General features: G+C 59.8%; 17 protein-coding genes and 1 pseudogene. 8 read left to right on the plus strand and 10 right to left on the minus strand.

Annotated features, from left to right (window positions below; translation table 11 throughout):
* Positions 1-15: 15 nt before the first annotated feature.
* On the plus strand, positions 16-1,164 hold the full coding sequence (locus QP915_RS01650) for a glycosyltransferase family 4 protein (RefSeq protein WP_284767655.1): 1,149 nt from the start codon (positions 16-18) through the stop codon (positions 1,162-1,164).
* A complete protein-coding gene (locus QP915_RS01655; RefSeq protein ID WP_284767656.1) occupies positions 1,161-2,339 on the plus strand; it encodes a DUF6882 domain-containing protein in 1,179 nt (392 codons plus the stop codon). The genes QP915_RS01650 and QP915_RS01655 overlap by 4 nt, the downstream gene beginning before the upstream one ends.
* Here QP915_RS01655 and QP915_RS01660 read toward each other — a convergent pair.
* Complete coding sequence (locus QP915_RS01660) at positions 2,316-3,359, minus strand: 3-hydroxyisobutyryl-CoA hydrolase (protein WP_284767657.1); 1,044 nt, start codon at positions 3,357-3,359, stop codon at positions 2,316-2,318. The genes QP915_RS01655 and QP915_RS01660 overlap by 24 nt on opposite strands.
* A 24-nt stretch (positions 3,360-3,383) precedes the next feature.
* Here QP915_RS01660 and QP915_RS01665 point away from each other — a divergent pair, with 24 nt between their 5' ends.
* Together QP915_RS01665 and QP915_RS01670 are read left to right on the plus strand one after the other, a co-directional pair.
* Entirely contained in the window at positions 3,384-4,226 is an 843-nt protein-coding gene (locus QP915_RS01665; RefSeq protein WP_284767659.1) for an HAD family hydrolase, read from the plus strand.
* Positions 4,227-4,346: 120 nt separating this feature from the next.
* Positions 4,347-8,099 carry an acyltransferase family protein gene (locus QP915_RS01670; RefSeq protein ID WP_284767661.1) on the plus strand — a complete coding sequence of 1,251 codons (3,753 nt, stop codon included), beginning with the start codon at positions 4,347-4,349 and terminating at the stop codon, positions 8,097-8,099.
* A gap of 190 nt (positions 8,100-8,289) precedes the next feature.
* On the opposite strand, the gene QP915_RS01675 is transcribed toward QP915_RS01670, so the two are convergent.
* On the minus strand, positions 8,290-8,613 hold the full coding sequence (locus QP915_RS01675) for a putative quinol monooxygenase (RefSeq protein ID WP_284766873.1): 324 nt from the start codon (positions 8,611-8,613) through the stop codon (positions 8,290-8,292).
* A gap of 88 nt (positions 8,614-8,701) precedes the next feature.
* The gene (locus QP915_RS01680; RefSeq protein ID WP_284767663.1) at positions 8,702-9,292 is read right to left on the minus strand and encodes a hypothetical protein; all 591 of its coding nucleotides are present in this window, start codon (positions 9,290-9,292) and stop codon (positions 8,702-8,704) included.
* Between the two features lie 163 nt (positions 9,293-9,455).
* Here QP915_RS01680 and QP915_RS01685 point away from each other — a divergent pair.
* Positions 9,456-10,282 (plus strand): annotated as a pseudogene (locus QP915_RS01685) (AEC family transporter).
* Between the two features lie 7 nt (positions 10,283-10,289).
* On the opposite strand, the gene QP915_RS01690 reads toward QP915_RS01685, so the two are convergent.
* Together QP915_RS01690 and QP915_RS01695 are read right to left on the minus strand one after the other, a co-directional pair.
* The gene (locus tag QP915_RS01690) at positions 10,290-12,023 is read right to left on the minus strand and encodes an alpha/beta-hydrolase family protein (RefSeq protein WP_284767665.1); all 1,734 of its coding nucleotides are present in this window, start codon (positions 12,021-12,023) and stop codon (positions 10,290-10,292) included.
* Positions 11,990-13,798 carry an ABC-F family ATP-binding cassette domain-containing protein gene (locus tag QP915_RS01695; protein WP_284767667.1) on the minus strand — a complete coding sequence of 603 codons (1,809 nt, stop codon included), beginning with the start codon at positions 13,796-13,798 and terminating at the stop codon, positions 11,990-11,992. The genes QP915_RS01690 and QP915_RS01695 overlap by 34 nt, the downstream gene beginning before the upstream one ends.
* Before the next feature lie 92 nt (positions 13,799-13,890).
* On the opposite strand from QP915_RS01695, the gene QP915_RS01700 reads away from it, so the two are divergent.
* Positions 13,891-15,228, plus strand: a complete 1,338-nt coding sequence (locus QP915_RS01700) for a hypothetical protein (protein ID WP_284767669.1) — start codon at positions 13,891-13,893, stop codon at positions 15,226-15,228.
* Here QP915_RS01700 and QP915_RS01705 read toward each other — a convergent pair whose 3' ends face one another.
* The 4 genes from QP915_RS01705 to QP915_RS01720 all read right to left on the minus strand — a co-directional run bounded on the left by QP915_RS01705 (position 15,229) and on the right by QP915_RS01720 (position 19,464).
* Positions 15,229-16,209, minus strand: coding sequence for a 4-(cytidine 5'-diphospho)-2-C-methyl-D-erythritol kinase (locus tag QP915_RS01705; protein ID WP_284767670.1), 981 nt, complete (start codon positions 16,207-16,209; stop codon positions 15,229-15,231).
* Positions 16,210-17,070: a 16S rRNA (adenine(1518)-N(6)/adenine(1519)-N(6))-dimethyltransferase RsmA gene (gene rsmA, locus QP915_RS01710; RefSeq protein WP_284767672.1), complete on the minus strand. Its 861-nt coding sequence runs from the start codon at positions 17,068-17,070 to the stop codon at positions 16,210-16,212.
* Between the two features lie 72 nt (positions 17,071-17,142).
* Positions 17,143-18,324, minus strand: coding sequence for a resuscitation-promoting factor (locus QP915_RS01715; protein ID WP_284767674.1), 1,182 nt, complete (start codon positions 18,322-18,324; stop codon positions 17,143-17,145).
* Between the two features lie 285 nt (positions 18,325-18,609).
* Complete coding sequence (locus QP915_RS01720) at positions 18,610-19,464, minus strand: TatD family hydrolase (protein WP_284767676.1); 855 nt, start codon at positions 19,462-19,464, stop codon at positions 18,610-18,612.
* Here QP915_RS01720 and QP915_RS01725 point away from each other — a divergent pair.
* Both QP915_RS01725 and QP915_RS01730 read left to right on the plus strand, forming a co-directional pair.
* Positions 19,463-19,957 carry a GNAT family N-acetyltransferase gene (locus QP915_RS01725; protein ID WP_284767679.1) on the plus strand — a complete coding sequence of 165 codons (495 nt, stop codon included), beginning with the start codon at positions 19,463-19,465 and terminating at the stop codon, positions 19,955-19,957. The genes QP915_RS01720 and QP915_RS01725 overlap by 2 nt on opposite strands.
* A 10-nt stretch (positions 19,958-19,967) precedes the next feature.
* Positions 19,968-20,468, plus strand: a complete 501-nt coding sequence (locus tag QP915_RS01730; RefSeq protein WP_284767680.1) for a GNAT family N-acetyltransferase — start codon at positions 19,968-19,970, stop codon at positions 20,466-20,468.
* A 125-nt stretch (positions 20,469-20,593) separates the two neighbouring features.
* On the opposite strand, the gene metG is transcribed toward QP915_RS01730, so the two are convergent.
* Complete coding sequence (gene metG / locus QP915_RS01735) at positions 20,594-22,426, minus strand: methionine--tRNA ligase (protein ID WP_284767683.1); 1,833 nt, start codon at positions 22,424-22,426, stop codon at positions 20,594-20,596.
* Positions 22,427-22,535: the final 109 nt, after the last annotated feature.

Genomic DNA, 22,535 nt, shown 5'->3' on the forward strand with positions numbered 1-22,535 from the left:
AGTGATTTGCCTACTATGCGCATTGCCATTGTTACCGAAGTTTTCTTGCCCAAAATTGATGGGGTGGTCACCCGCCTGACCAATACGCTGGACCAGCTCGCGGAGCTCGGGCATGAGGTACATATCTTTGCCACCGGCACTCCGCCAGAAACTTATGCGGGTTTCCCGGTTACCCGCATCCCCAGCCACTCACTGTGGGTCTATCCGGAAATTCACTTTGGATTACCAAGCCTCCGGTTCTTCCGCGCCATCCGCGACTTTGATCCGGATGTCATTCATGCCGTCAATCCCATTTGGACCGCGGCACTCGGAGTTTTTGCCGCCGAGCGCGATGCCGTACCGCTGGTTGCTAGCTTTCACACCAATGTGCCGGAATACACCGAGGCCCTTGGCATTGGTTGGCTGCGTCCGATTACGCAGAAGGCCATTACGTTTCTCCATAATCGGGCTGCTATCAATCTCTGCACCTCCGGCCCCATGGTGGATAAGGCACGCAACATAGGCATCCATACCGTGCGGCTGTGGCCTAAGGCCGTTGATACGCAGTCCTATCGCCCTGACAACTATGACGTCCAGATGCGCTCGCGCTTAACCGGCGGGCGCCCAGAGGCCCCGTTGGTTACGTATATCGGCCGAATTTCGCACGAAAAGGATGTGGCGCGGCTCAACGAGGTCATGCGCCAGGTGCGCACGCGCGTGCCGGCCGCGCGCCTCGCCCTTATTGGCTCCGGTCCCGCGCTAGAGGAGTTGCGTGCCCAGTTTGATTCGGCCACCACTGTGTTTACCGGCTATCTTTCTGGAGCAGAGCTGCAGGCAGCCTTCGCGGTCGGCGATGTATTCGCCTTCCCCTCCGCCACGGAAACGCTGGGTTTGGTTGCTTTAGAGTCCTTTGCTTCCGGGGTGCCGGTGGTCGGCACCAATGCCGGCGGGATCCCCTTTGTTATCGAGCATGGAAAGACCGGGCTGCTGGTAGATGAGGAAGCCACGAATGAGCAGTGGGCTAGCGCCCTGTGCTCTTTGTTGGAGGATCCGCAGGCGCGACAACGCATGGGGCGCGCCGCGCGCGAAGAAGCGGAGCGCTACTCTTGGCGGGAATCAACCAAGGCTTTGGTAGCCGCCTATGAGTATGCCTGCCGGCACCCGTATCATCGTGAGCAACCATGAATGCTTACCACTCCATTGAACGTGCCGCGGCCGACGCCCGCTTTATCCGTGCCGGAATTAACGCTGCCTTTCGTGAACGCATCGGGAAGGCGACCGACGTGGAATTCAATTTCCTCGGCCCCTCGGCTGGCGATAGCGAAGCAAGCTATACCACCGACCAGCTCGTGGAGGTACGGGTAAGCTCCGCGCAACACGTGGCAGATTTTCGTGGCGTGCGCCTCGCCGTCATCGCCGCAGACACCTGGCACTGGACTACCGCTGCGACCGAGCACTTTGCTGACCTTCCACAGACAGGCTCGGCTACCGCAGACATTGACCGCATGGTTGCTTATGCCTCCCTCATCGTGGGAAATATGCCGGTGCTGCGCGCCCAGCAGGGCGAGCACGTGGCCATCGTTGCGGTAGATTTCCATCCCTACCTGGACTTTCGCCAGACCTTGCTGCGCGGTCTCCAACACAGCAACGCGGACATGGACGAGAAAGGGCCGGCCCTCGCACTCGCCCGCTACCTAGACATGGATTCCACCGCGGAAGAGCCTTACCTGCATTTTTCTGATGGCACCACGGTGCGTTTTGAACAGCCAAGCCCCGAGGTACACAAGATTTCCAGCATCACCCCGGGCTTGGCTGCCGCGCGCGTCTTGGAGGACGCCTTTTACTTAAGCACCGAAAACCAGATGTTTTTCCAGGGCAACTTCCCAGATGCCACGGTAGAACTCGATGTGGATAAGGCCACCGCCACGGTGTCTTATCGCGGCGGGCAGATTGCGGCCAATGCGGTGCTTATCGCGACCATTTCGGACGAGGAGTTCACGTGGGCCTGGGCAGATCCGGTGTTTAAAGACACCGCGGCGGCGCGGTTGGCAAGAAACCTAGCGCGCTTTGGCATCGACGAGGCCGTGCCCGAATTGGTGCGCCCGCACCTTCCGCTTCCGCTGGCGCGCGGGCACCAGCTGCCGCACCTAGCTTTGCCCATTTTGGGGATCTGGACGCTGGCGGGCACTACGCTTGCCGACGCCCGCGTGGGCCTCGTCCTGCTCGATGCTCCACAGCTGCACCTCCCGGAGCCGACGCCAGCCGCCACCGAAGCTACTTTGGCGGTAGCCCCTCCCTCATGGATCAACGCCGATCGCGCCCGCGCCGCCTATGGATCATTTCGCGGGGTGGACGTGTAGGGCGTTGCGGAGGGCGTCCACGTCGACGTCGGCAAGCGCGGCAGGTTCAAATGCCGCATCGTTGGTTTTATCCATCAAAACCGCTCGCACGCCCTCGGCAAAGTCCCCACGCCGATACATATAGGCGCCCAGGTTGGTCTCCATATCTAGCGCTTCGCGGATGCTGCTGCACTCCTGCTCGGCGTGGAATAGCTCCATGGCCGCCACGATGGAGGTGGGGCACGCCTGCGCGGTCAGCTTTTCTACCTGTTGTTTCAGTTCTGGGTACTCTTCCAGGGCCGCAGAAATGTCTTGCCAGGTGTTGTGGGAAAAGGCGTCCTCGATGCCGTCGATAAGCTCGGCCAAGGCAGCCTCGCCGCTAGGTGCGGTGGCATGCTGGGCTAGCGCCGTGGCTAGTCCATGCTCGATAACCGCACTAGCAAAAGCTTCGCCGTCTGCCACATAGTGGGTGGCCAGCCCGCTCCACAGAAGGTCTGCGGCATACATACGGTAGCCGGTAATCCCCCAGAACTTCGCCAACTCGGCCGAGGCCTTCCCGCGCGTTCCCACCGCACGCTGGGCGGCATAGGCCATGCCTACGTCCGTGACATAGCCAATATTCATCTCTGGCATGGAGGCAAAGGTTTTCTCCGTAACCACGCGGTGGGCCCCATGGGCGGAAATGCCCAGACCCCCTCCCATAGCGATGCCATCGATGAGCGCCACGATGGGCTTGGGATACTCCGCGATATCACCGTTCAACGTGTATTCGGTGGCGAAGAAGGCATCGACCTCATCCACTTTGCCCTCCTTGACCGCATCGCGGGCGTAGCGAACATCGCCGCCGGCGCAATATGCCTTGGGGCTAGTCGAGGTAAACAGCACCTGTTCCACTTCATCGTTGGCGCGCCACTGCGCCAGCGACTCCGCAATGAGGTGGATCATTTCCGGGGTGAGGGAATTGAGAGCCTTGGGGCGGTTGAGTTCAATGACTCCGGTATGGTTACGGATTGAGGAAACGATAGGTGCAGCAGTAGTCATAGCCCCTAGTGTGACACAGAACGCATGCACCTATCCACCATAAGCCAATTCACAGATAGGTTCGGAATTTTGCTCCCACAGCTCATCGCCCTGGATATGGACGGCACCCTTCTGGACGGCAACGGCCAGCTTCCACCAGATTTCGCCGCGATTAGCACCCGTGCCCACCAGCTCGGCGTCACCCTAGTACCCGCCTCGGGCCGCCAGCTCGCCACCCTGCAAGAGATGTTTCCGCACGAGGACACCTTCATCGCCGAAAACGGATCCGTGGTCGTCCACGATAATCGCGTCATTAGCGCCACTACCTTGCCCAGCGCAGCTGTGCGCGCCGCCATGGCCGCACTCCAGTCTGTCGAGACCCCGCATACCGTAGTGCTATGCACGCCAGATACCGCCTATGTACACAAAGGCGCCGATGAACAGGCCCGTGCTGAGATTGCCAAGTACTACAGGTCAGTGGAATGGGTAGATGACCTCGATGCACTATTGGATGCGAACATCATCAAAATCGCCGCTTACTGCGCCGACGGCAGCGAAAAGCACCTACACCAGCCCCTTCTTGCGGCCGTACCGGAACACAATATCGCCATCTCTGGCGCCGTATGGCTCGATGTCATGGCCACTGGCGTCAATAAGGGCGTAGCACTACAAACCATGGCCAAGCTCCTCTCGGTTCCCATGCCTCGTACCGCCGCTTTTGGCGATTTCCTCAATGACTACGAGCTCCTCCGCGAGGCAGGCACCGCGATCGCAATGGAAAATGCGCACCCAAAGTTGAAGGAAATTGCCGATCGCATTGCCCCACCCAATACCGAATATGGGGTCATGACAGTTCTGCGTCAGCTTTTTGACAGCGAAGAGTCCTAGACTCGAATTTTCGCCTCCGCCCCGCGCGCCGCACCGTTACTCCCCTGCATGGGGAGAAGTGCTGGTGCGCAGGCTAAAATAGTCCGTTTAGAAAATATACGTAGTGCTTTGGGAGTTTTTGTGAAGCAAATTTTGCGCTCACTGCTGGGGAAGAAGAAACCTGGGCGTTCGAACGAACCACGCACACCGGTCTATCAGCCAGTACCGCCCAAAGCTGGCTCAACCAGTGCGCCCCAGACCCCTAAAAACAAGGATTCTGCGCCCCAGAAATCGGCCAACACCGAATCCACCACGGGTGCCCAATCCACCGAGCCAAAGGGCAAGCCCCAGGACCGCACCGCTAAGGACGGCGAGTCCAAGAACCAAGCTAAACAGGCACCTGCGCGCAAGCCCACCCCGGCAAAAGCTGCACAGGCTTCCGAATCCAAGCCTGCTGCTGCGAAGCCGAAAGGTGCGAAGCCTGCCGCCAAGCCCGCGGCTAAGGACACTACACGGCCCAGCACTGAAAAATCCCAGGCAAGCAAGGCCACTTCCGCAAAACCGCAGCAGGCTAAGTCCGCCTCGCCATCGCCTGCAGCCAAGGCACCAAAGACCAAGCCTGCAGCCCAAGGTTCTGCCGCCAAGCCATCCCCCACACAGCAAAACAAGGCAGAATCCTCCCCCAAAACAGCTGTTAAAAAGCAACAAGACTCGCCTGCTCAGGACAAGAAGCCACAGCGCAAAGCGCACGAACCGGTTCAGCGACCACGCCGCGGCGCAAGCTTTAGCACCACCCCGTCTAAGAACTCCCCAAAGACTCCGTCTACCCGCAGTACTTCCCCAAAGCCGGCCGCGAAGCCTGACGCCCAACCCTCTCAGAAAGGCGCGGTAAAGCCCGCACCTCAGGCTCAACCCACTACCCAGAAGCCGAAGCAGACGCCCAAGCCGTCCTCTTCTTCCAGCGCGAAGAAGGCTTCCCCGCAACCGGCAAAGCCGCAGAAATCCCAGCCGGCTAAATCCAAGCCGGCCACCGGCCAGCAGCAAGCGCAGAACCCACGTTCCCCCAAGCGCGTTCCGGCAAACTCGGCAAAGCAGCAACCACAGCTGCAACCTGCGCCGAAAAAGAATGCGCAGTCGTCGAGGTCCTCGCAACCGTCCAAGGGCCAAGGATCAGCACGGACTCCCGGCTCTGCAAAGCAGAAGGCTGCCCCACAGGTCTCGACTCCTAGCGCTCCAGCGCCAAAAAAGGGCACCACGACCCCCAAGCCGAAGGTAGCTGCGCCAAAGACTCCAGCCGATGCATCCCAGCAGAAAGCTGGGCCGGCGCAGAACAAGACTGCCGACAATGGAAACAAGATAGTCCAGCCGAAATCGCAGCAAGGGACCTCCTCTAAGGACGAAAAGTCCAAGCAACAGGCGAAGAAGCAACAGCCACAGCCGAAGGCAAAGGAAGCGACGCCGCAAAATAAGGCCAAGAAGGCAACAAAGCGCCGCCCGCAGGTTAAGCCCTCCGATATCAGTCGCGGTTTGGCCCGCAAATCACAACAGGTGGGCACTCCTACCCCGGCCCAGCAAAAGCCGTCGCGAGCCGTCCAAAAGCCCAAGGCAAAGCAACAGCCTGGTTCACCCCAGCCGAAGAAGGCCGAGCCTCAAGCCGCTGCGAAGACGGCGCCTGCAAAGGCCGACAAGTCCGCTGCGACAGGCGCTGTAGCAGCTGGGGCGGGTACGCCCGCCGCCGCTGCCGCCGCTGAGAAAAAGCGGGAGAAGGCACAACCGTCGAAGAAGCAACATCCAGCCCCTGAAAAGCCACAGGCAAAGGCGGCACCGCGCCAGCCACAACAAGCTGCGCAAAAGCCAGCATCACAGAAAGCCTCGAGCACGCAGGTAGATACTAAGTCTAAGTATCCGCTACAAAAGCAGGCCAAGGATCCTGAAGCGCTGGCTACGCCGCCAGAGAGCAAGGTAGTTAAGAAGAAGCGCCACGCCCGTCTGCGCCAGGTCAAGGGGCTGGATGGACTGCGCGGCCTCGCAGTTATTGCCGTGGTGCTGTACCACTTCTTCCCTTCCCTACTTCCCGGTGGTTACTTGGGCGTTGACCTCTTCTTCGTCCTCTCCGGATTCCTCATCACCTCGTTGCTGGTGCGCGAATTCCGTACCTCCGGCACAATCAGCTTGAAGGACTTCTGGGTGCGTCGATTCCGGCGCATCCTCCCAGCCGCTGTATCCGTCCTGGTCATGTGTACCGCTTTGGTGGCATGGATAGGCGGGGACCTAGCGGTCGGCTTGCGCCAGCAGTTCTTGGGTACTCTATTCTTTGTCAATAACTGGACCCAGATCGCCACCTCCCAGTCCTACTTTGCGGACAATGAGATTCAGGTCTTTGCCCACTATTGGTCGTTGGCCGTGGAGGAGCAGTTCTATGTCATCTGGCCGCTTCTTATTACCGGCGTTTTCCTGATTTCTCGCCGCAAGCCGCGCAGGCTTCCTATCCTCGTAGCCGCAGTCTTAGCTATCGGTTCCGCCGTGGCCATGGCGCTCATCTACGTGCCGGGTGAAGACCCGACGCGCGTCTACTACGGCACTGATACCCATGCTTTTGGCCTGCTCACAGGCGCCGTGCTGTCTTTGCTGATGACCTCTACCAAGTCCGACCCGCAGGCGGATTCGTGGGCAGCGGCAGGCAAAGCCGAATCGCGCATCGCCGGAATTATCGGCACTGTGGCGCTCATCGGCTACGGTGTCCAGCTATTCCTCATGCCGGATGACGCGGAGATCACCTACCGGGGTGGGCTCTTCCTCACTAGCGTGCTTGGCGTCCTGATGGTGTGGGGCGTGGTTCGCGAATACGGCCCGATGACCCCGCTCTTTAGGACCAAGGTCATGCGCTGGTTTGGCCAGCGATCCTTCTCGCTGTATCTCTGGCACTGGCCGGTCATTATGATGCTCAAGGCACTTTTCGAGGGCAACCAGAACTCCGATAAATCGTGGATCCTGGGCCTTGTAGCCGTGCCTATTTCGCTGCTCCTGTCCGAGATTTCCTATCAGTTCATTGAGAATCCGTTCCGCCGCGGCGGCTATAAGAAGACATGGAAGACCTACTGGTCCTCCCGCCCAGGATTTAGCGAATTGCGCGATGGCTTTGGCAAGACCATGTGGCCGGTAGTCCCATTCCTGGTCGTTGCCTCTGTAGCCGGCGTAGTCTACGGCGTCGTCAATTCCAGCGATAAAACCGAGTTGGAACAGCAGCTGGAGCAGCTCCAGCAGCAGAACCAGAGCAGCAACAATGCCTCGGCGCAGCCGAACAACACTGCCCCACAGCCGCCTGCTGAGGACAACGATGATAAGGCTGCCACGAAAGATAAGAAGACCCGCCCGATGCCGCAGGGCAAAGACATCACCGCTGTCGGCGACTCAGTGATGCTGGCTTCCAGTGGCGCCCTCAAGCAGCGCTTCCCGCAGATTTACGTCGATGCAGATGTATCCCGCCACTACACTGCGGGTATCCAGGTTCTGCAGCAGCTCAAGGATTCCGGCCAGCTGCGCGACACCGTCTTCCTCGGGTTTGGTACTAACGGCCCTGCCTTCCCGGACCAAATTAAGGAAGCGCTGGACATCATCGGCGAGGACCACACCGTTGTCATGGCTGTTCCCTATGGTGACCGCGAATGGATGGCCCAATCCCAACAGGATGTCCTCGACGCCGCCAAGGAATACGACAACGTATATATCGCTGACTGGTGCGGACATGCCCAGAGCAACCCGGAGATCCTCTACTCCGATGGCGTCCACCCGATGCCGGAGCGCACCGGCGAGTACTCGGATGCCTTCTACGATGCTCTAAAGCAGTACTCGAATGGCGACAAGACTGTGTCCTCTCAGTGCGTGCCGCAGTAAAGCACAGGCCGGCGCGGGGCGGGGCGTCGGAAAGCGCCTAGCTCCCTCCCCTCCCGCCCTTCGCGCTCACCGGAAGGTGTGCTCCGCTAGCAGCAGCATCCGCTGTGAGCGCGAAGGGCGCTGGTGCGCCTAGGCATAGATAAAGCTCGCCCCCTACATCACGGTAGAGGGCGAGCTTTATTCGTTGGGATTAATCGACGGAGAATTCACCCATCTTGTCCCAACCGGTGCGGCCATCGATGTGAACGTTAATGATATCCGGGGTTTCCACGAGGTACTTCGGGAATTCCTCGCAGGAGCGCTGGAAGTGCTCGCTCTGGACGTGCTCTACGTCCTTGCCGTCTGCGTAAGACTCCAGCAGCAGGAAGCGCTGGCGGTCTTCTGGATCGCGGAACCACTTGAAGTCGATGCAGCCCGGCTCCGCATTGCAGGCCTCGGTGTACCAATTGATTTCTTCGAGGAAGGTTTCTGCGTATTCGGGCTTAACGTGGAACTGTACGTTGATCAAAATCATGCCCCGATCCTACCGGCACCGTGCAGCCTCGTCATCGCTGCAGATAGAGGCCACGAATGCGGTGAAATCGGGACTAGTGGAATGCAGTTTAGTTGAGGAAGAACTCCGCAACGTAAATGTAGGTTCCGTCATAAGCAGTTGCTACACCAAAGCCGTGTGCGGAACCAGCGTTGACTGGTACATCACGGTTAAACCAGTTCAGACGGTCTTGTGCCTGCTGCTCGGTGAGACGGTGAACAGAACCCTGGCCTTCATCCTTGTGATTCAGGCCGTGGGCTACCCCGCCCTTGTAGTCGAGCTTGCCGGCGGCACCCTGGTTGGCCCATTCCTGGGCGATGGCGGTCGCGTGAGAGTCCTTGCGGTGCCCAGCCTTCTCGAGGTGGGCGGTGGTGGCGGCCCCCAACTCACCAGCGACCTTGGGTGTGTGGCCCGCTGGCTTGGCCAGGAATTCTGGCAGCGAGATATTGTACTTCTCGGCCAGCTCATAGGCCTGCGGTGGCAAGGTGAGGCGGAAATCCTGCACAGCGGCGAAAGGATCAGAAGAAAGCTGCTGAGCTTGCGAAGAAGCCTGCTGAATCTGCGGCGGCAAGGCCTGCTGAGCAGAGGCCACGGTGGATGTACCAGTAATGACAAGAGCGGTGGACAGGGCGGCTACGGTTGCACGGTGAGAAAGCTTCATGCCCTCCACCGTGCCATAGGTGGCCGGCGGTCTGGAAGGAGTTTCCGGGCTGCGCAGGTATTTCGATACAACTTTGTTATGCTCCCTGTGGTCTTGAGGGAATACGGATGGTGAGACTATATCCTCACCGCGCTTTTGGAGTACTGCGAAAGGTTATTGACTGCTGCTGGACGTATTGACCGGGTTCGCGATTATTTTAATAGTCATCGGCGTCAGGTTTGTGCTGGCTCACAGGGGTGTTATCGGCAGGGCGAGGGGTGCTTGTAATTCAATCGCACGGCCTTCTGGGCGGCTACTCCGGCACTCGTCTTTTCCAGCGTGGCTACATCCAACACCTCCGCGTTTGCATCCCCAGTGGTGGCCGTGATCGCTGCGGCGGCGAGCTACTACATCTCGGTCAATATTGGCCTGCCCATTGCCACCTATGCCATTGGTGATGCCACCTACGTCATCCCAGCATTGGTTCTCCAGATGGCGGTGCTCTCCCCGTTTATCATCGCGGGTCTCAATGCGCAGGGCACGAGCCTGCGATCGATATGGAACTCCGTGCTCGCAGGGATTACCGCGCCTGTGGTGTTGGCTGCGGTGGCGGGATTTATTGTCTCCGCGGCGCAGTGGCAGGTACCGGATGTAGTGATGAAGCCGCTGGAGATATTAGGTGGCGCCTCTATTCCTATGATCCTGATGAGCTTTGGTGCCTCGTTAAAGGGCGACGGGCTGTTGGAGGAGGACCGTCTGCCCACCCTTACCGCGACGGTATTGAAGTTGGTGGGCATGCCCGCTTTCACGCTGGCCGTGGGCGCAGCGCTGGGGCTAAACGGCGTGGAGTTATATGCGGCATTGATTCTGGCTGCCTTGCCTACGGCACAGAATGTGTATAACAATGCCGCCACCTATGAGGTAGGAGAAACCGTGGCCCGGGATACGGTCTTTCTCACTACGTTCCTGTCGCTTCCTGCGATGCTGGTCATCGCAGCATTGTTTGGCTAAAGCGCACTTAGTATATGCCGACGTCGAGCGCGGCAAATTGGCGTTGCAGCTCATCGGGGTCAATGGCTCCTGCCACGTCTGGACCAGCGATGGCGGCAAAGCCGTCGAGCACCGATGCCCCGTAGTTATGACCGTGCCCATCGGGTACGTCCTTTGCGCCGGGCAGATCGGCGGCAACTTGGAGGGAAGAGATGAGGGGCATCCACTGCATCACGCGCTTGGCAGAATAAGGTGTCCGCTCGCGCATCCAATCCGGCTCCTTAAAGGCCATCTGTGGTGACCACCAGGCCACCGGATCCGAGGGGTGTTGGATATAGAGCATGCGGGTGCGTCCCCACTCCTCTTCTGGCACCGTGCCCCATTGGCGCACCTGCGCGTCATCGTTGGCAAAGCGCACGACGAGGCCGCCGGCGTATTCGGGAGTTATCTCAGAAGAGCCAGGGTCGCGGCGCTCCACAAACTGAGTGCGCAAGCGATTAAAGTGCGGCGGCCCCGTCAATAGGATGCCGTCGACGGAATTGGCGATATCGCGCACCCCGGAAAAGGCCGCCTCAATGCCCGTGGTGCCTAAGGATTCGCCGTAGAGGTAGAGCTTCGGGCGTTTATCCTCCGGCAGCCCGTTCCACCAGTCCACGATAGGGTTGATGAATTCCTCCCCGGCGCGCTCTACTTGGCCGCCGCCGGACAGGAAATGCAAGGCCGAGGGCATGGCAGAGTATTGGGCGGCCGCAATGGCGGTGTCTCCGCCATAGAGCAGCTCGAAGGCTTGGGCGGAATAGGAAGACACCCACCCGGTTCCGGTAGTCATAATAAGCAGCAGCGCCTTGCGGTCTTGGGCGTGGGTGCGCTCGAGTTCGTCGATAAGCAGCTGCGCTCGCTCCTCATTAGAGGCGCGATTGCCCAGGCCGGCATAGGCGCGAATGGGTTCTTTAGCCGGCTTTCCGGTAACCTCTTCCAATTCCGCGCGGTGTGCACCGGAGGAGAGGAAACGCGAGCCCTGTAGTCCCACCCCATTCCAGTCCACGCGGGAGTCTGGGGAGCCACTGCGCTCAGCAGACGTGGGACGCTGCGTTGCGGGATCGGGTTCGGCATTTTGGGCGGTAAAGGTTCTTTCCCCCACACCCACAATGGCGCCGGGAATGAGGTTTTCCACGGTATACGTGCCCACCAGTGCCACGATGAGTACCGCGCCCACAACGCGGTAGGCGGCGCGGAAGCGCTGGGGAAAGTGGCCGGAAAGCCAGCGCACGCAAAAGCGAAGCAGGCGCAGGAGGAAAAGAAAGGCGGTAAATACCGCCAGTGCCAGCGGAACCACCAGCACATAGCTGGCAATGGTGGGTGCCGGTGCGGACAAGGCATCTGCGAGTTGGCGCTGCCACCGCACGGCAAAGATCGCGAAGCCTATCATCCACACCACAAAAGCGGCGGTGGCGATGCGGGAGGCTAGGCGGTAGCGCCGAGCTGGCCACGTGGCGGCATCGAGCCAGGCATGCCGAGGCGCCACATAACGCACCACCAGCCGGTACCACACGAGCTTGAGGGCGATGCCCAGCGTATAGCCGAGTCCTGCGGCGATGCCGGAGACGAGCCCTTGGTAGAGCCAATCGCGCGGCAGAATGGATGGGGTAAGCCCCAGGGTAAAAAGCGCTGCGGCGCCGATAATGCCCCACAGGTCAAGGTGGCTGACAATATCGGCGATGTGGGCTTCTACCCTTCGAGTTTCTCCCCCAACTCCAGCCATTCCATCTCCAATTCCTCGTAGGCGCTGCGGTTTTCCTTTAGTTCTCCATCCAATTCGGTCAAGGCCTGGGTATCAACCTTTTCCGCAGCGGTGGCCATCTTCTCATTGATCTGCGCGGCCGCCTTTTCCAGTTTTTGCATCTTGCGCTCGAGGGCGTTCATCTTCTTGGTGATTTCGCGCTCTTGCTGGGACGAGAGCTTCTTTTCTGGCTTCGGTGCAGCGTTGTCTGCCTTCTTTTCTCCCAGGTTGAGCACACCGGAGCTCTGCTGCGCCTCAAGTGCGGCGCGCTTGCGCAGGTACTCGTCGATGCCGCCGGGAAGGTTGGTGAGCTTGCCATCGCCAAAGAGCGCGTAGGTGTTATCCGCGATGCGCTCAATGAGGTAGCGATCGTGCGAAATGACCACCATGGTGCCTGGCCAGGAGTCCAGGAGAGACTCCAGTTCCTGCAGGGTATCGATATCGAGATCATTGGTGGGCTCGTCCAGCAGCAACACATTGGGCTCGGCCATCAGCACGCGGGTCAACTGCAAGCGGCGGCGCTCGCCACCAGAAAGGTCACCTACCGGGGTGCGCTGACGCTTGGCGGAAAATCCCAAGCGCTCGGCCAGCTGGGAGGCGGAAAGCTCCTTTTTACCGAGCTGGACATAGGTGGCGACGTCCTCGACGGCGTCGATAAGCCGGCGCTGCGGATCTAAGTCATCGAGTTCCTGGCGCAGCCAACCGAGGCGCACGGTTTGGCCCTCGATGCGTTTGCCGGCCGCCAGCTCGTACTCGCCGGCCAAGGTGCGCAGCAGGGTGGTTTTTCCGGAGCCATTAACACCCACCAAACCAATGCGTTCGCCAGGGGCTAGGCGCCAGGTGAGGTGATCTACCAAGGTGCGACCGTCCGGAGACTGCACGGTGGCATCCTCTAGCTCGATAACCACGCGGCCTTGGCGCTGCTTGGAAAAGGCCATGAGCTCGACCTTATTGCGTGGCTCCGGCACGTCGGCGATCAGCGCCTCAGCGGCCTCGATACGATAGCGCGGCTTGGAGGTACGCGCCGGTGCGCCGCGGCGCAGCCAGGCCAGCTCCTTGCGGGCGAGGTTCTTGCGGCGCTGCTCCATGGCATCGGCCTGGCGGGCACGCTCGGCGCGGGCAAAGGTCCAGTCGTTGTAGCCGCCCTCGTAAGTATCGACCACGCCATCGTGTACCTCCCAGGTCCACGTGGCCACGGTATCGAGGAACCAGCGATCGTGAGTAACCACGACCACGGCCAGGTTGCGCTTGAGCAGGTGGTCCGCGAGCCACTGCACGCCTTCCACGTCGAGGTGGTTGGTCGGCTCATCGAGCACCACGAGGTCCAAATCCTGCACTAGCGCGGCGGCCAGGTTCACGCGGCGGCGCTCCCCACCGGAGAGCGAACCCACCGGAGTATCGAGCCCCAGATCTACGATGCCCAGCCCGCCCAAGACATCGCGCACCTTGGCATTGGAGGCCCACTCATAGGTCTCCAATTCCAGCGGCTCAATAATCACTTGCGCGATGGTCAGCTCATCGGGCAGGTCAAAGCGCTGGGTAACCACAGCCATGCGCAAATCAGAGGTATGGGATACGCGGCCGGCGTCGGGCGGCTCGATGCCGGTGAGCACCTCCAGCAGGGTGGTTTTGCCACCGCCATTAACGCCGACGATGCCGATGCGATCGCCGCTTTGCACACCTAGGGATACCCCGTCTAGGAGGGTTTTTAATCCATAAGTTTTGCTGACTCGCTCGAGGTTAATCAGGTTTGCCATAACGAGTGTCCATCTTAATACCTCCCTGCACATACCCCCGCATTCCTCCAACCTATTGCTATTGATTTTCACGTCCAATAGTGTGCCTATGTATGAAGCATTACACACTTTCCCTCTGCGCGGTGCTCTCTGCCGCGGCAGTAGCCATTACCTCCTGTTCCGCCCCCACCGAAGAGGAAAAGGACTCCCTGCACTCCCACGACCACGCGCACAGCGAGGAGGACCACGCTCACGAGCACGACCATGAGCATGAGCACGGCCATGACCACGCCGGGCACTCGCACGAAGGTTTCGAAGCCGAGGAGGGCGAGACCGAGGTAGCCCAGCTGCCCACCCGCATTGTCATTTCCCACGCGGAGGGTCTGCGAACTTATGACGCCAAGACCGGCAAGGTAATCGGCGAGGACAAAATGAATGCCTTCCTGCGCCTGAGCGATGCCGGCGACGACCGCCACGTCATGGTCACCAAAGGCGATAGCTTCCTCACCTACGACACCGGGCGCATCACCAAGGGCCACGGCGATCACAACCACTACTACACCGCTGAGCCCTCGCTTGGCGACGCCACTATTAACGCACCCCATGCCGGCCACGTGGTCCACCACGACGGCTTTACCGCACTGTTTTCCGATGGCGATGGCGTAGCGAAAATTTACAAGACCGAAGACATGGGCAACGACGATGCCCAGCCGGTCAATACCGTAGACACCGGCGCCGCACACCACGGCGTGGCTGTACCGCTGAAGGATGGCTCGGTAGTTATCACCAAGGGAACCGAGGACGAGCGCCACACTATCCAGCATCTGGATAAGGAGGGCAAGGTCCTTACTGAAACCACCAAGTGCCCTGGCGTGCACGGCGAGGCCGCCGCTGGAAACGGCAATATCTTCTTCGGCTGCGAGGACGGCCCTGTAATCTTCGATGGCACAAAATTCCACAAGGTGGACACCTCCGCCTATGCCGGCGCAGGCGGCTACCAGCGCTCGGGCAATGCTGCCGGATCGGAGGAATCCGATGTCATTCTGGCCGATAATAAGACCGACGAGGATGCAGAACTCGAGCGCCCCACCTCCGTGACCCTGGTGGATACTAAGGACTTTTCCGCGAAGAAGGTTGACCTCGATGCTTCCTATTGGTTCCGCTCCCTAGCCCGCGGCCCGCTGGGCGAGGCACTGGTGCTCACTACCGACGGCAAACTCAACATCATCGACCCAGATTCCGGCGAAATCACCTCGCAGATCGATGTCATCTCCAGGTGGAAGGAAAATAAGGAATGGCAGCAGCCGGGGCCCATCCTGCAGGCTGCCGATGGCTACGCCTTTATTACCGACGCCCAAAAGAAGCAGCTCGTGGTCATCGACCTTCTCCAAGAAAAGGAAGTCAACCGTTTCGACCTCGACATTGAGCCCACCGAGATGACGGTGCTCTAGCTACAGCACCACGGCGCCGCTGGCGGGTCCATGGGTAGCCACACCCTTGGTTCCGGGAATCTCTACCGTCACTTGGGAGACCACTTCCCTAGCCTCCTCTGCCCCAGCGCAGAGGAAGGCACAGGTCGGACCACTGCCGGAGACAATGCCCGCGAGGGCTCCGGCGGCCACACCCGCCTCCAGCGTCTTACGCAGATCCGGGCGCAGGGAAAGCGCCGCCGGCTGCAGGTCATTATGCAAGTGCTCTGCCACCCGGTGCGGGTCGCCTGAGATGAGCGCCTGCGATACCGCCGCGGTATCCATGTGCGGCGCGCCGCCGCGACCCTTTTCTCGCATCTCATCCAGCTTGTGAAAGACCTGCGGGGTAGATAACCCGCGGTCCGAGGCGATGAGCGCCCAATGGTAGGTACCGCGCGCCATCATCGGGGTCAGCTGCTCGCCGCGCCCCGTACCGAGCGCGGTGCCACCCAACAAGGTAAAGGGAACATCCGAGCCCAGCGCCGCGCCTAGCGCGTCCAAGATCGGCTCGCCCACCGAGTCGATGTTGTAATAGCCGCCATAGCAGCGCTCGGCTAAGCGCAACGCGGCGGCCGCATCAGCAGAGCCGCCCGCCATGCCTCCGGCGGTAGGGATGGCTTTGTGGATTTCCAGCGCTACCTCTGGCAGCGCCTTCGGCCCATGGGTGGTGTATAGGTACTGCATGATGCGGTTTACCGCGGTCCACGCCAAGTTTGTATAGTCCTCTGGCACGCCCTGTGCATGAGGGCCCGTAACCTTTAAGCCTTGAATGCGCGGCTTATCCACCTCGGGATTACCCAAGTCCGTGAGCGTCACGGTGTCATGCAGTTCCAAAGACTGAAAGACGCTGGCGAGCTCATGGAACCCATCCTCGCGCGGTTCCTCCACGCCGAGGTGAATATTGACCTTGGAGTGAGCGCGCGCGGTATAGACGAATGGATCGCTATCTAGTGGTGCACTCATTTAGATTCCTGCCAATCGTACGAAGTCCTCCACGGCGAGCTTCTCACCGCGCTGCTTCGGATCGATATCCGCCGCTCGCAGGGCCTCCTCGGCGGCGGCACCCGAACCAAAGTGGCCGGACAATGCCGCGCGCAGGGTCTTACGGCGTTGGGCAAAGGCGGCGTCGATAACCGGCCAGACCTTAGCCCGCGACTCATCGGTAACCGGCCAAGGAGCATCTTCAAAGACATCGATGCGCACCAGCCCAGACTCAATATTGGGCGCCGGCCAAAAAACGTTCTTGCCAATCGTGCCGGCCTTGGAGACCTTGCCATAAAAGCCCGCCTTGACCGAGGGCACGCCATAAACCTTGCTGCCCGGCTGGGCGGCGAGACGATCCGCCACCTCCAACTGGACCATCACCAGCACGCGGCGAATGGAGGGGAATGTCTCCAGCAAATGCAGTAGAACCGGCACAGCGACGTTATACGGCAGGTTGGCCACGAGGGCAGTCGGCTCCGTGACATCAGAATCCGTCACGCGCAACGCGTCCTTTTCCACTACGCGCAGGCGCGGCGCATACTCAGGGGCGCGCTCTGCCACGGTATCGGGCAGCTGCGCGGCTAGGCGGGAATCGATCTCTACCGCGGTCACGTCCCCCACGGCCTCAACCAAGCCAAGGGTCAGCGAGCCCAATCCGGGGCCCACCTCGAGGACGCGATCTGTGGGATCCAGCTCCGCCGCAGCGACGATGCGCCGGATGGTATTCGGGTCATGCAGAAAGTTCTGCCCCAGCTTCTTGGTGGGCACGATGTCGAGCTTCTCCGCGAGGGCGCGAATCTCTACGGGACCCAAAAGCGCGGCGCCGGTGGAATCAGTCATGCCTTCTAACTTAGTAGAAGAGACAAAAAGGCCGCACACCACAGTGGGTGTGCGGCCAAGAAGCGCTGCGGTTTAACGCAGGCCCAGCTTGGAAGTACATGCCGGCCATGCGCCCCAGCCCTGCGCTGCCTGCACCTTTTCTGCCACGGCAATCTGCTGCTCGCGGGAAGCCTGCCATGCCTCCGGTGCGTACTCGGTGCCACCGAACGCGGCCCAGGTGGATGGGGTGAACTGCAGACCACCGGAGAAGCCGTTGCCGGTATTAATAGACCAGTTACCGGTGGCCTCGCACTGCGCGATGGAATCCCAGACGGAGCCATCGGCTACCGCTGGGGCAGCAGCACCGGAGTTGCCGCCCTCCTCCGGCTTTTCCTCCTCGGCCTTCTTGGTGCCGCGGGCGATGGTGGCAGCCTTAGGCTCGACGGTCACCTTTTCCTTGATGACGTCATTGGATTCCTTAGCGCCGTCCTTCATTACCAGCTTGTGGGTAATAACGCGCTTGCCCTTAACGCCTTCCTCGCGGACCTCTTCGGTGCCCTCTTCCAGCTCCGGGTCATCGACAAAGTTGGGCTCAGCGTCAAACTCTTCTTCCGAGTCATAAACGGTGGTAGAAACCTGGTCCACCTTGATGGACATGCCCTCGGTTACCTTGGTCTCCTTGGACGGAAAGACGCGGTCATCGTCATCAACGTCGATATTGCGGGCCTTAAGAACGTCCTCAACAGTCTTAGCGGCAATCTTGGTGTAGGTTACCTTGCCGCCATCATTAATCTTGACGATCTTCGGGGACACAACCTCAAGGTCCATGCCCTCTTCCAGCTGGGCGTCCTCGTCCACGTCAGCATCACCGGACTTCACGGAAGCACCCTTGACCACGCCGTTGAGGCTACCCAGCAGGTCAGAAACGGTGAGGTCGGTGGTGGACAGCTGCTGCTGCACACCGTCGATGGTCACGGCCACCGGCTTGGCGGTGCGCACGGAAATCTCATCGCCATCACCCACGGATTCGGACGGGGCCGGGGAGACGATGTCTTCCTCACTCACCTGCACGCCGGCTGCCTCCAGCGCGCCGTCGACATCCTTGGCAAAGGTAGCCAACTCCACCTTGTCGCCGTTGATGTCCACGGTGACGTCCTTTTGTGCCGCAACGGCTACCACGCCGCCGACGGCCAGGGTGCCCAATACGCCACCCGTTGCCAGACGCAGTGGCAGCGAGCGGGAGTTATTGAGGCGCTTGATCTGATGAGGTGACATGCTGAATGAATCTCCGGTAGTGCAGGTTTCAACAATTACAAGAGTTTAGGTCAGCAAAGAAGTCCACGCAGGCAATTCCCTTGCTCAGATCCGCTGCTGCCGCACCGAGGGTGGCGCTGCACGACCTTAGAACCTAAACGAACGATTAATAACGATACGATAACAGCAAGATAAAGTCGAGGGCTAATCCACCACACGCCTCACTGGCCACACAACCGCCACACCAAACACCCCCGCCACCTCTGACCAGCGGGTTTCATTTTTGTGAAAACCGTCACCTAGGCGTTAGCGAAGGCCGTAAACGCGATCAAAAGTGTCGTTTACCTCCGCCGCTAGCGCCTGCACCGTCTGGTGGCGAACGCGAGCGATGCATTCATATGTGTGCCCAATAAGAGCCGGTTCATTGCGCTGGCCCCGGTAGGGCTCTGGCGTCATATATGGCGCATCGGTTTCCACCAGAAGTTGGCCGGCCGGCGCCTTCGCTGCCGCCTGCCGCAGCTCGGCATTGCGCTTGAAGGTGACGTTACCGGCAAAGGACAATACGTAGCCGCGCTCCAGGGCTTCCTCTGCCACTTTCAGCGGCGAGGAAAAGCAGTGCAGCATGACGGTGTCGGGTGAGGGGGCGTCGGCAAGAATACGCATTAAGTCCGCATCCGCCTCGCGGTTGTGGATCATCAAAGTCTTGCCATGGCGTACCGCAAGGTCAATATGCCAGCGCAGGGATTCCTCCTGCTGGGCCATGGTCGCGGTGGTCTCCGGCTCGTGGTTGGCCCAATAGGCATCGAGGCCGGTCTCTCCCACCGCTACGCAGCGCGGATCCGCCACCATCTCCTCCAATGCCACCTTGGTGGGTGCATCCAACTCGTTGGCGCGCACTGGGTGGATGGCACAGGCGGCATAAACATCCGGAAAGGAATGTGCAGTAGCCAGCGCCGCTGCCGATTCGCGGCGGTCATCGCCCACCGTCACCATGCGGCTAATACCGGCGGTACGCGCGCGATCGACCAGCACCTCATCAGTGTCCTTGTGAGAAAACAGATGCGTATGCGCATCGATGAGGCCGCTTAGGCCCGGTGCCGGAACGGGAGTGGGACGTCGCTTCTTTTTAGCCATGTAGGCAATTGTAATATTGGCTGCCATGTTGATCAGACCCGCTGGCCTTGCGGATGTGCCCGCCATGACCGAGACCCTCAACTGGGCCATCGAACACACCGACGTCATTTTCCGCGCGAGCCCCGCCAGCATCGCAGAGCGCGAGGCCTACCTGCGCCACATCTGGGAAGAGGGCTGCCCGTGTCTCATCGCGGAGTCCGATACTGGCACCTACCTGGGGTGGGCGCTCTACCATCCTTACCGCGATCCGCAGGTGTGGACAGGCTGTTATGAGACCACCATTTATCTCTCCCCCGCCGCTCAGGGCCAGGGAGTGGGCACTGCGTTGCTTGGCGCCTTGGTAGATGCGGCCCGCGCCGATGATAAGGTCCATTCCTTGCTCGCCCTTATCGTTTCCACCAATGTTGCATCGCTAAAGTTGCATGAAAAGTTCGGGTTTGAAAACGTGGGTACTCTTAAAGAGGTTTGCTACAAGTTCGATCACTGGTTGAGCCTCACCCACCTACAACTTCTGGTGTAAAGGAATTTCTATGCATATCCGTCCTGCTGAGCTTGCCGACGCCCCCGCACTCACCGCAATCTACAACGCCGGCTCCGCAGCGAAACCCGCCGCTAACCTGGTCACGTGGCAAGAAGATGTCTCTGACCGCGAAGAGTGGCTCAAGGAGATGTTTCAGGCCGGCTCCCCGGTCTTCGTAGCCGTGCACGATGATGAAGTCATTGGCTGGGCGGCCTACTTCCAGTTCGTGACCCCCGCCATCTATTACGGCACCGTGGAAGACTCCGTCTACATTGCCTCCTCCGCTCAGGGCAAGGGCGTGGGCTCCGAGCTTCTCGACGCCCTCATGGACTTCGCCGCCGACGACGCCTACGTGCAGACGATGATCACCTATATCGTTGATACCAACGAGGGTTCTATTGCCCTGCACAAGAAGTTCGGCTTTACCGAGACCGGCCGTATGCCAAATATCCATACCAAGGATGGCGTCCGCCTCGGCTTGGTGCACCTCCAGCGCGATTTCGAGCGCTAAACCACCCTTCCCGGCAAGGATTCGGGTACTTCGTGCTCCTTTTCTTGACCGGAATGCAGAAATGGCCGCGTTATTGCCCTTTTCTTTGTTGGAAAAGGGCAATAACGCGGCCATTTTAGGTGCTGTTACTTAGTAACAGGCGCCCACTCTGGGCCCGTCTCGCCCAACTCTGGGTCGAGCTTTGAGATGAGCGGCTTCGGCTTGGCCAAGGCGGTGCCCGGCTCTACCTGGATGCGCTCCCACTTTGCCTGCTGCTGGGTGTAGTCACCCATGATGACCGGATACTCATGACCCTCTGGCGGCAAGCCAGCACCAACGAGCTCTACCGGGATATCGTCCTTGACATCATGGACCTCCGGCTGGGCTGCCCACACACCGCTGCGGCCCAAGGTTTCATGGACCTTCTGCGCGGTAAACGGCAGGTACGGTGTGAGCATGACATTGCAGTCAGAAACCACCTGGAGAGCAGTCCACAGCACGGTAGCTAGGCGCTCGCGCTGGGTCTCATCCTTAGCCAACTTCCATGGCTCTTGGTCTGCAATATAAGCGTTGGCTTCGCCGACGACGTGCATGATAGCGGTAATCGCCTGCTTGAACTTGGACTGTTCCAGCAAAGAACCGGCGGTCTCGAAAGTCTCTTCCGCCAGCTGCAGGATTTTCTTATCCTTTTCTTCCAGCGCTGCTGGTGCTGGAACCTCACCGAAATTCTTAAACGCCATAGAAACGGTGCGGTTGACCAGGTTGCCCCAGCCATTGGCCAGCTCATTATTGATACGGCGGACGAATTCATCCCAGGTAAAGTCCGTGTCATTGTTTTCCGGACCGGCCACGGCGATGAAGTAACGCAGGGCATCTGGGCCAAACTCCGCCAAGAAATCCTTGACATAGATGACAACGCCCTTGGACGAGGAGAACTTGGAACCAGACATGGTCAAGTACTCAGAGGAGACAATTTCCGTTGGCAAATTCAGCTCGCCGTACTGGTGAAGCTCACCGCCCTTGTTGCCCTTGCCTGCATAGCCCAAAAGCTCGGCCGGCCAGATCTGGGAGTGGAAGGTGATGTTGTCCTTGCCCTGGAAGTAATAGTGGCGGGCCTCCGGGTTCTGCCAGAAGTCCTTCCAGGCTTCAGGCTGACCAGTGCGGTATGCCCACTCGATAGAGGAAGACAGGTAACCGATGACCGCATCGAACCACACGTAGAGCTTCTTGGCGTTATTGTCCTGCCAGCCCTCAACGGGGATCGGAATGCCCCAGTCAATATCGCGCGTCATGGTGCGCGGGCGCATATCCTCCAACAGGTTTAGGGAGAACTTCAGGACGTTCGGGCGCCAGTCCTCACGGGTAGACAGCCACTTTTGCAGCTCATCCTTGATGGAGGGCAGATCCAGTAGGAAGTGCTCGGTTTCAATGAACTTTGGGGTCTCGCCGTTGATCTTGGATACGGGGTTGATCAGGTCCACCGGGTCGAGCTGGTTTCCACACTCATCGCACTGGTCACCGCGGGCGCCATCCGCGCCGCAGATGGGGCAGGTGCCCTCAATATAGCGGTCCGGCAGGGTGCGCCCGGTAGACGGCGAAATAGCACCCTGGGTGGTCTCTTTGAGCATGTAGCCATTGGCATACAGGCCCTTGAAGAGTTCCTGTACCACGGAGTAGTGGTTACGGGTGGTGGTACGAGTAAAGAGATCGTAGGACAGGCCGAGGTTGGCTAGGTCAGTGACGATCTGGCGGTTGTAGCGGTCTGCGAGCTCGCGAACGGACACGCCTTCTTTGTCCGCTTGAACCAATAACGGAGTGCCGTGCTCGTCCGTACCGGAGACCATGAGTACGTTGCGGCCACGCATTCGCTGGAAACGTGCAAAGACGTCAGAAGGAACACCAAAGCCGGCCACATGGCCGATGTGGCGCGGGCCGTTGGCATAGGGCCAGGCAACATTTACTACTACAGACTCAGTCATGGGTTCTACTGTATCGAAGCCAGCTCGTGCCCACACGATTAGGGCAGACATTTACTCCGCAGGTGAACCGCATTTTCAGAACAAAGCGCCCACCGCTTCCCCACTGCTG

Source organism: Corynebacterium sp. MSK158, assembly GCF_030229085.1.
GTDB lineage: Bacteria > Actinomycetota > Actinomycetes > Mycobacteriales > Mycobacteriaceae > Corynebacterium.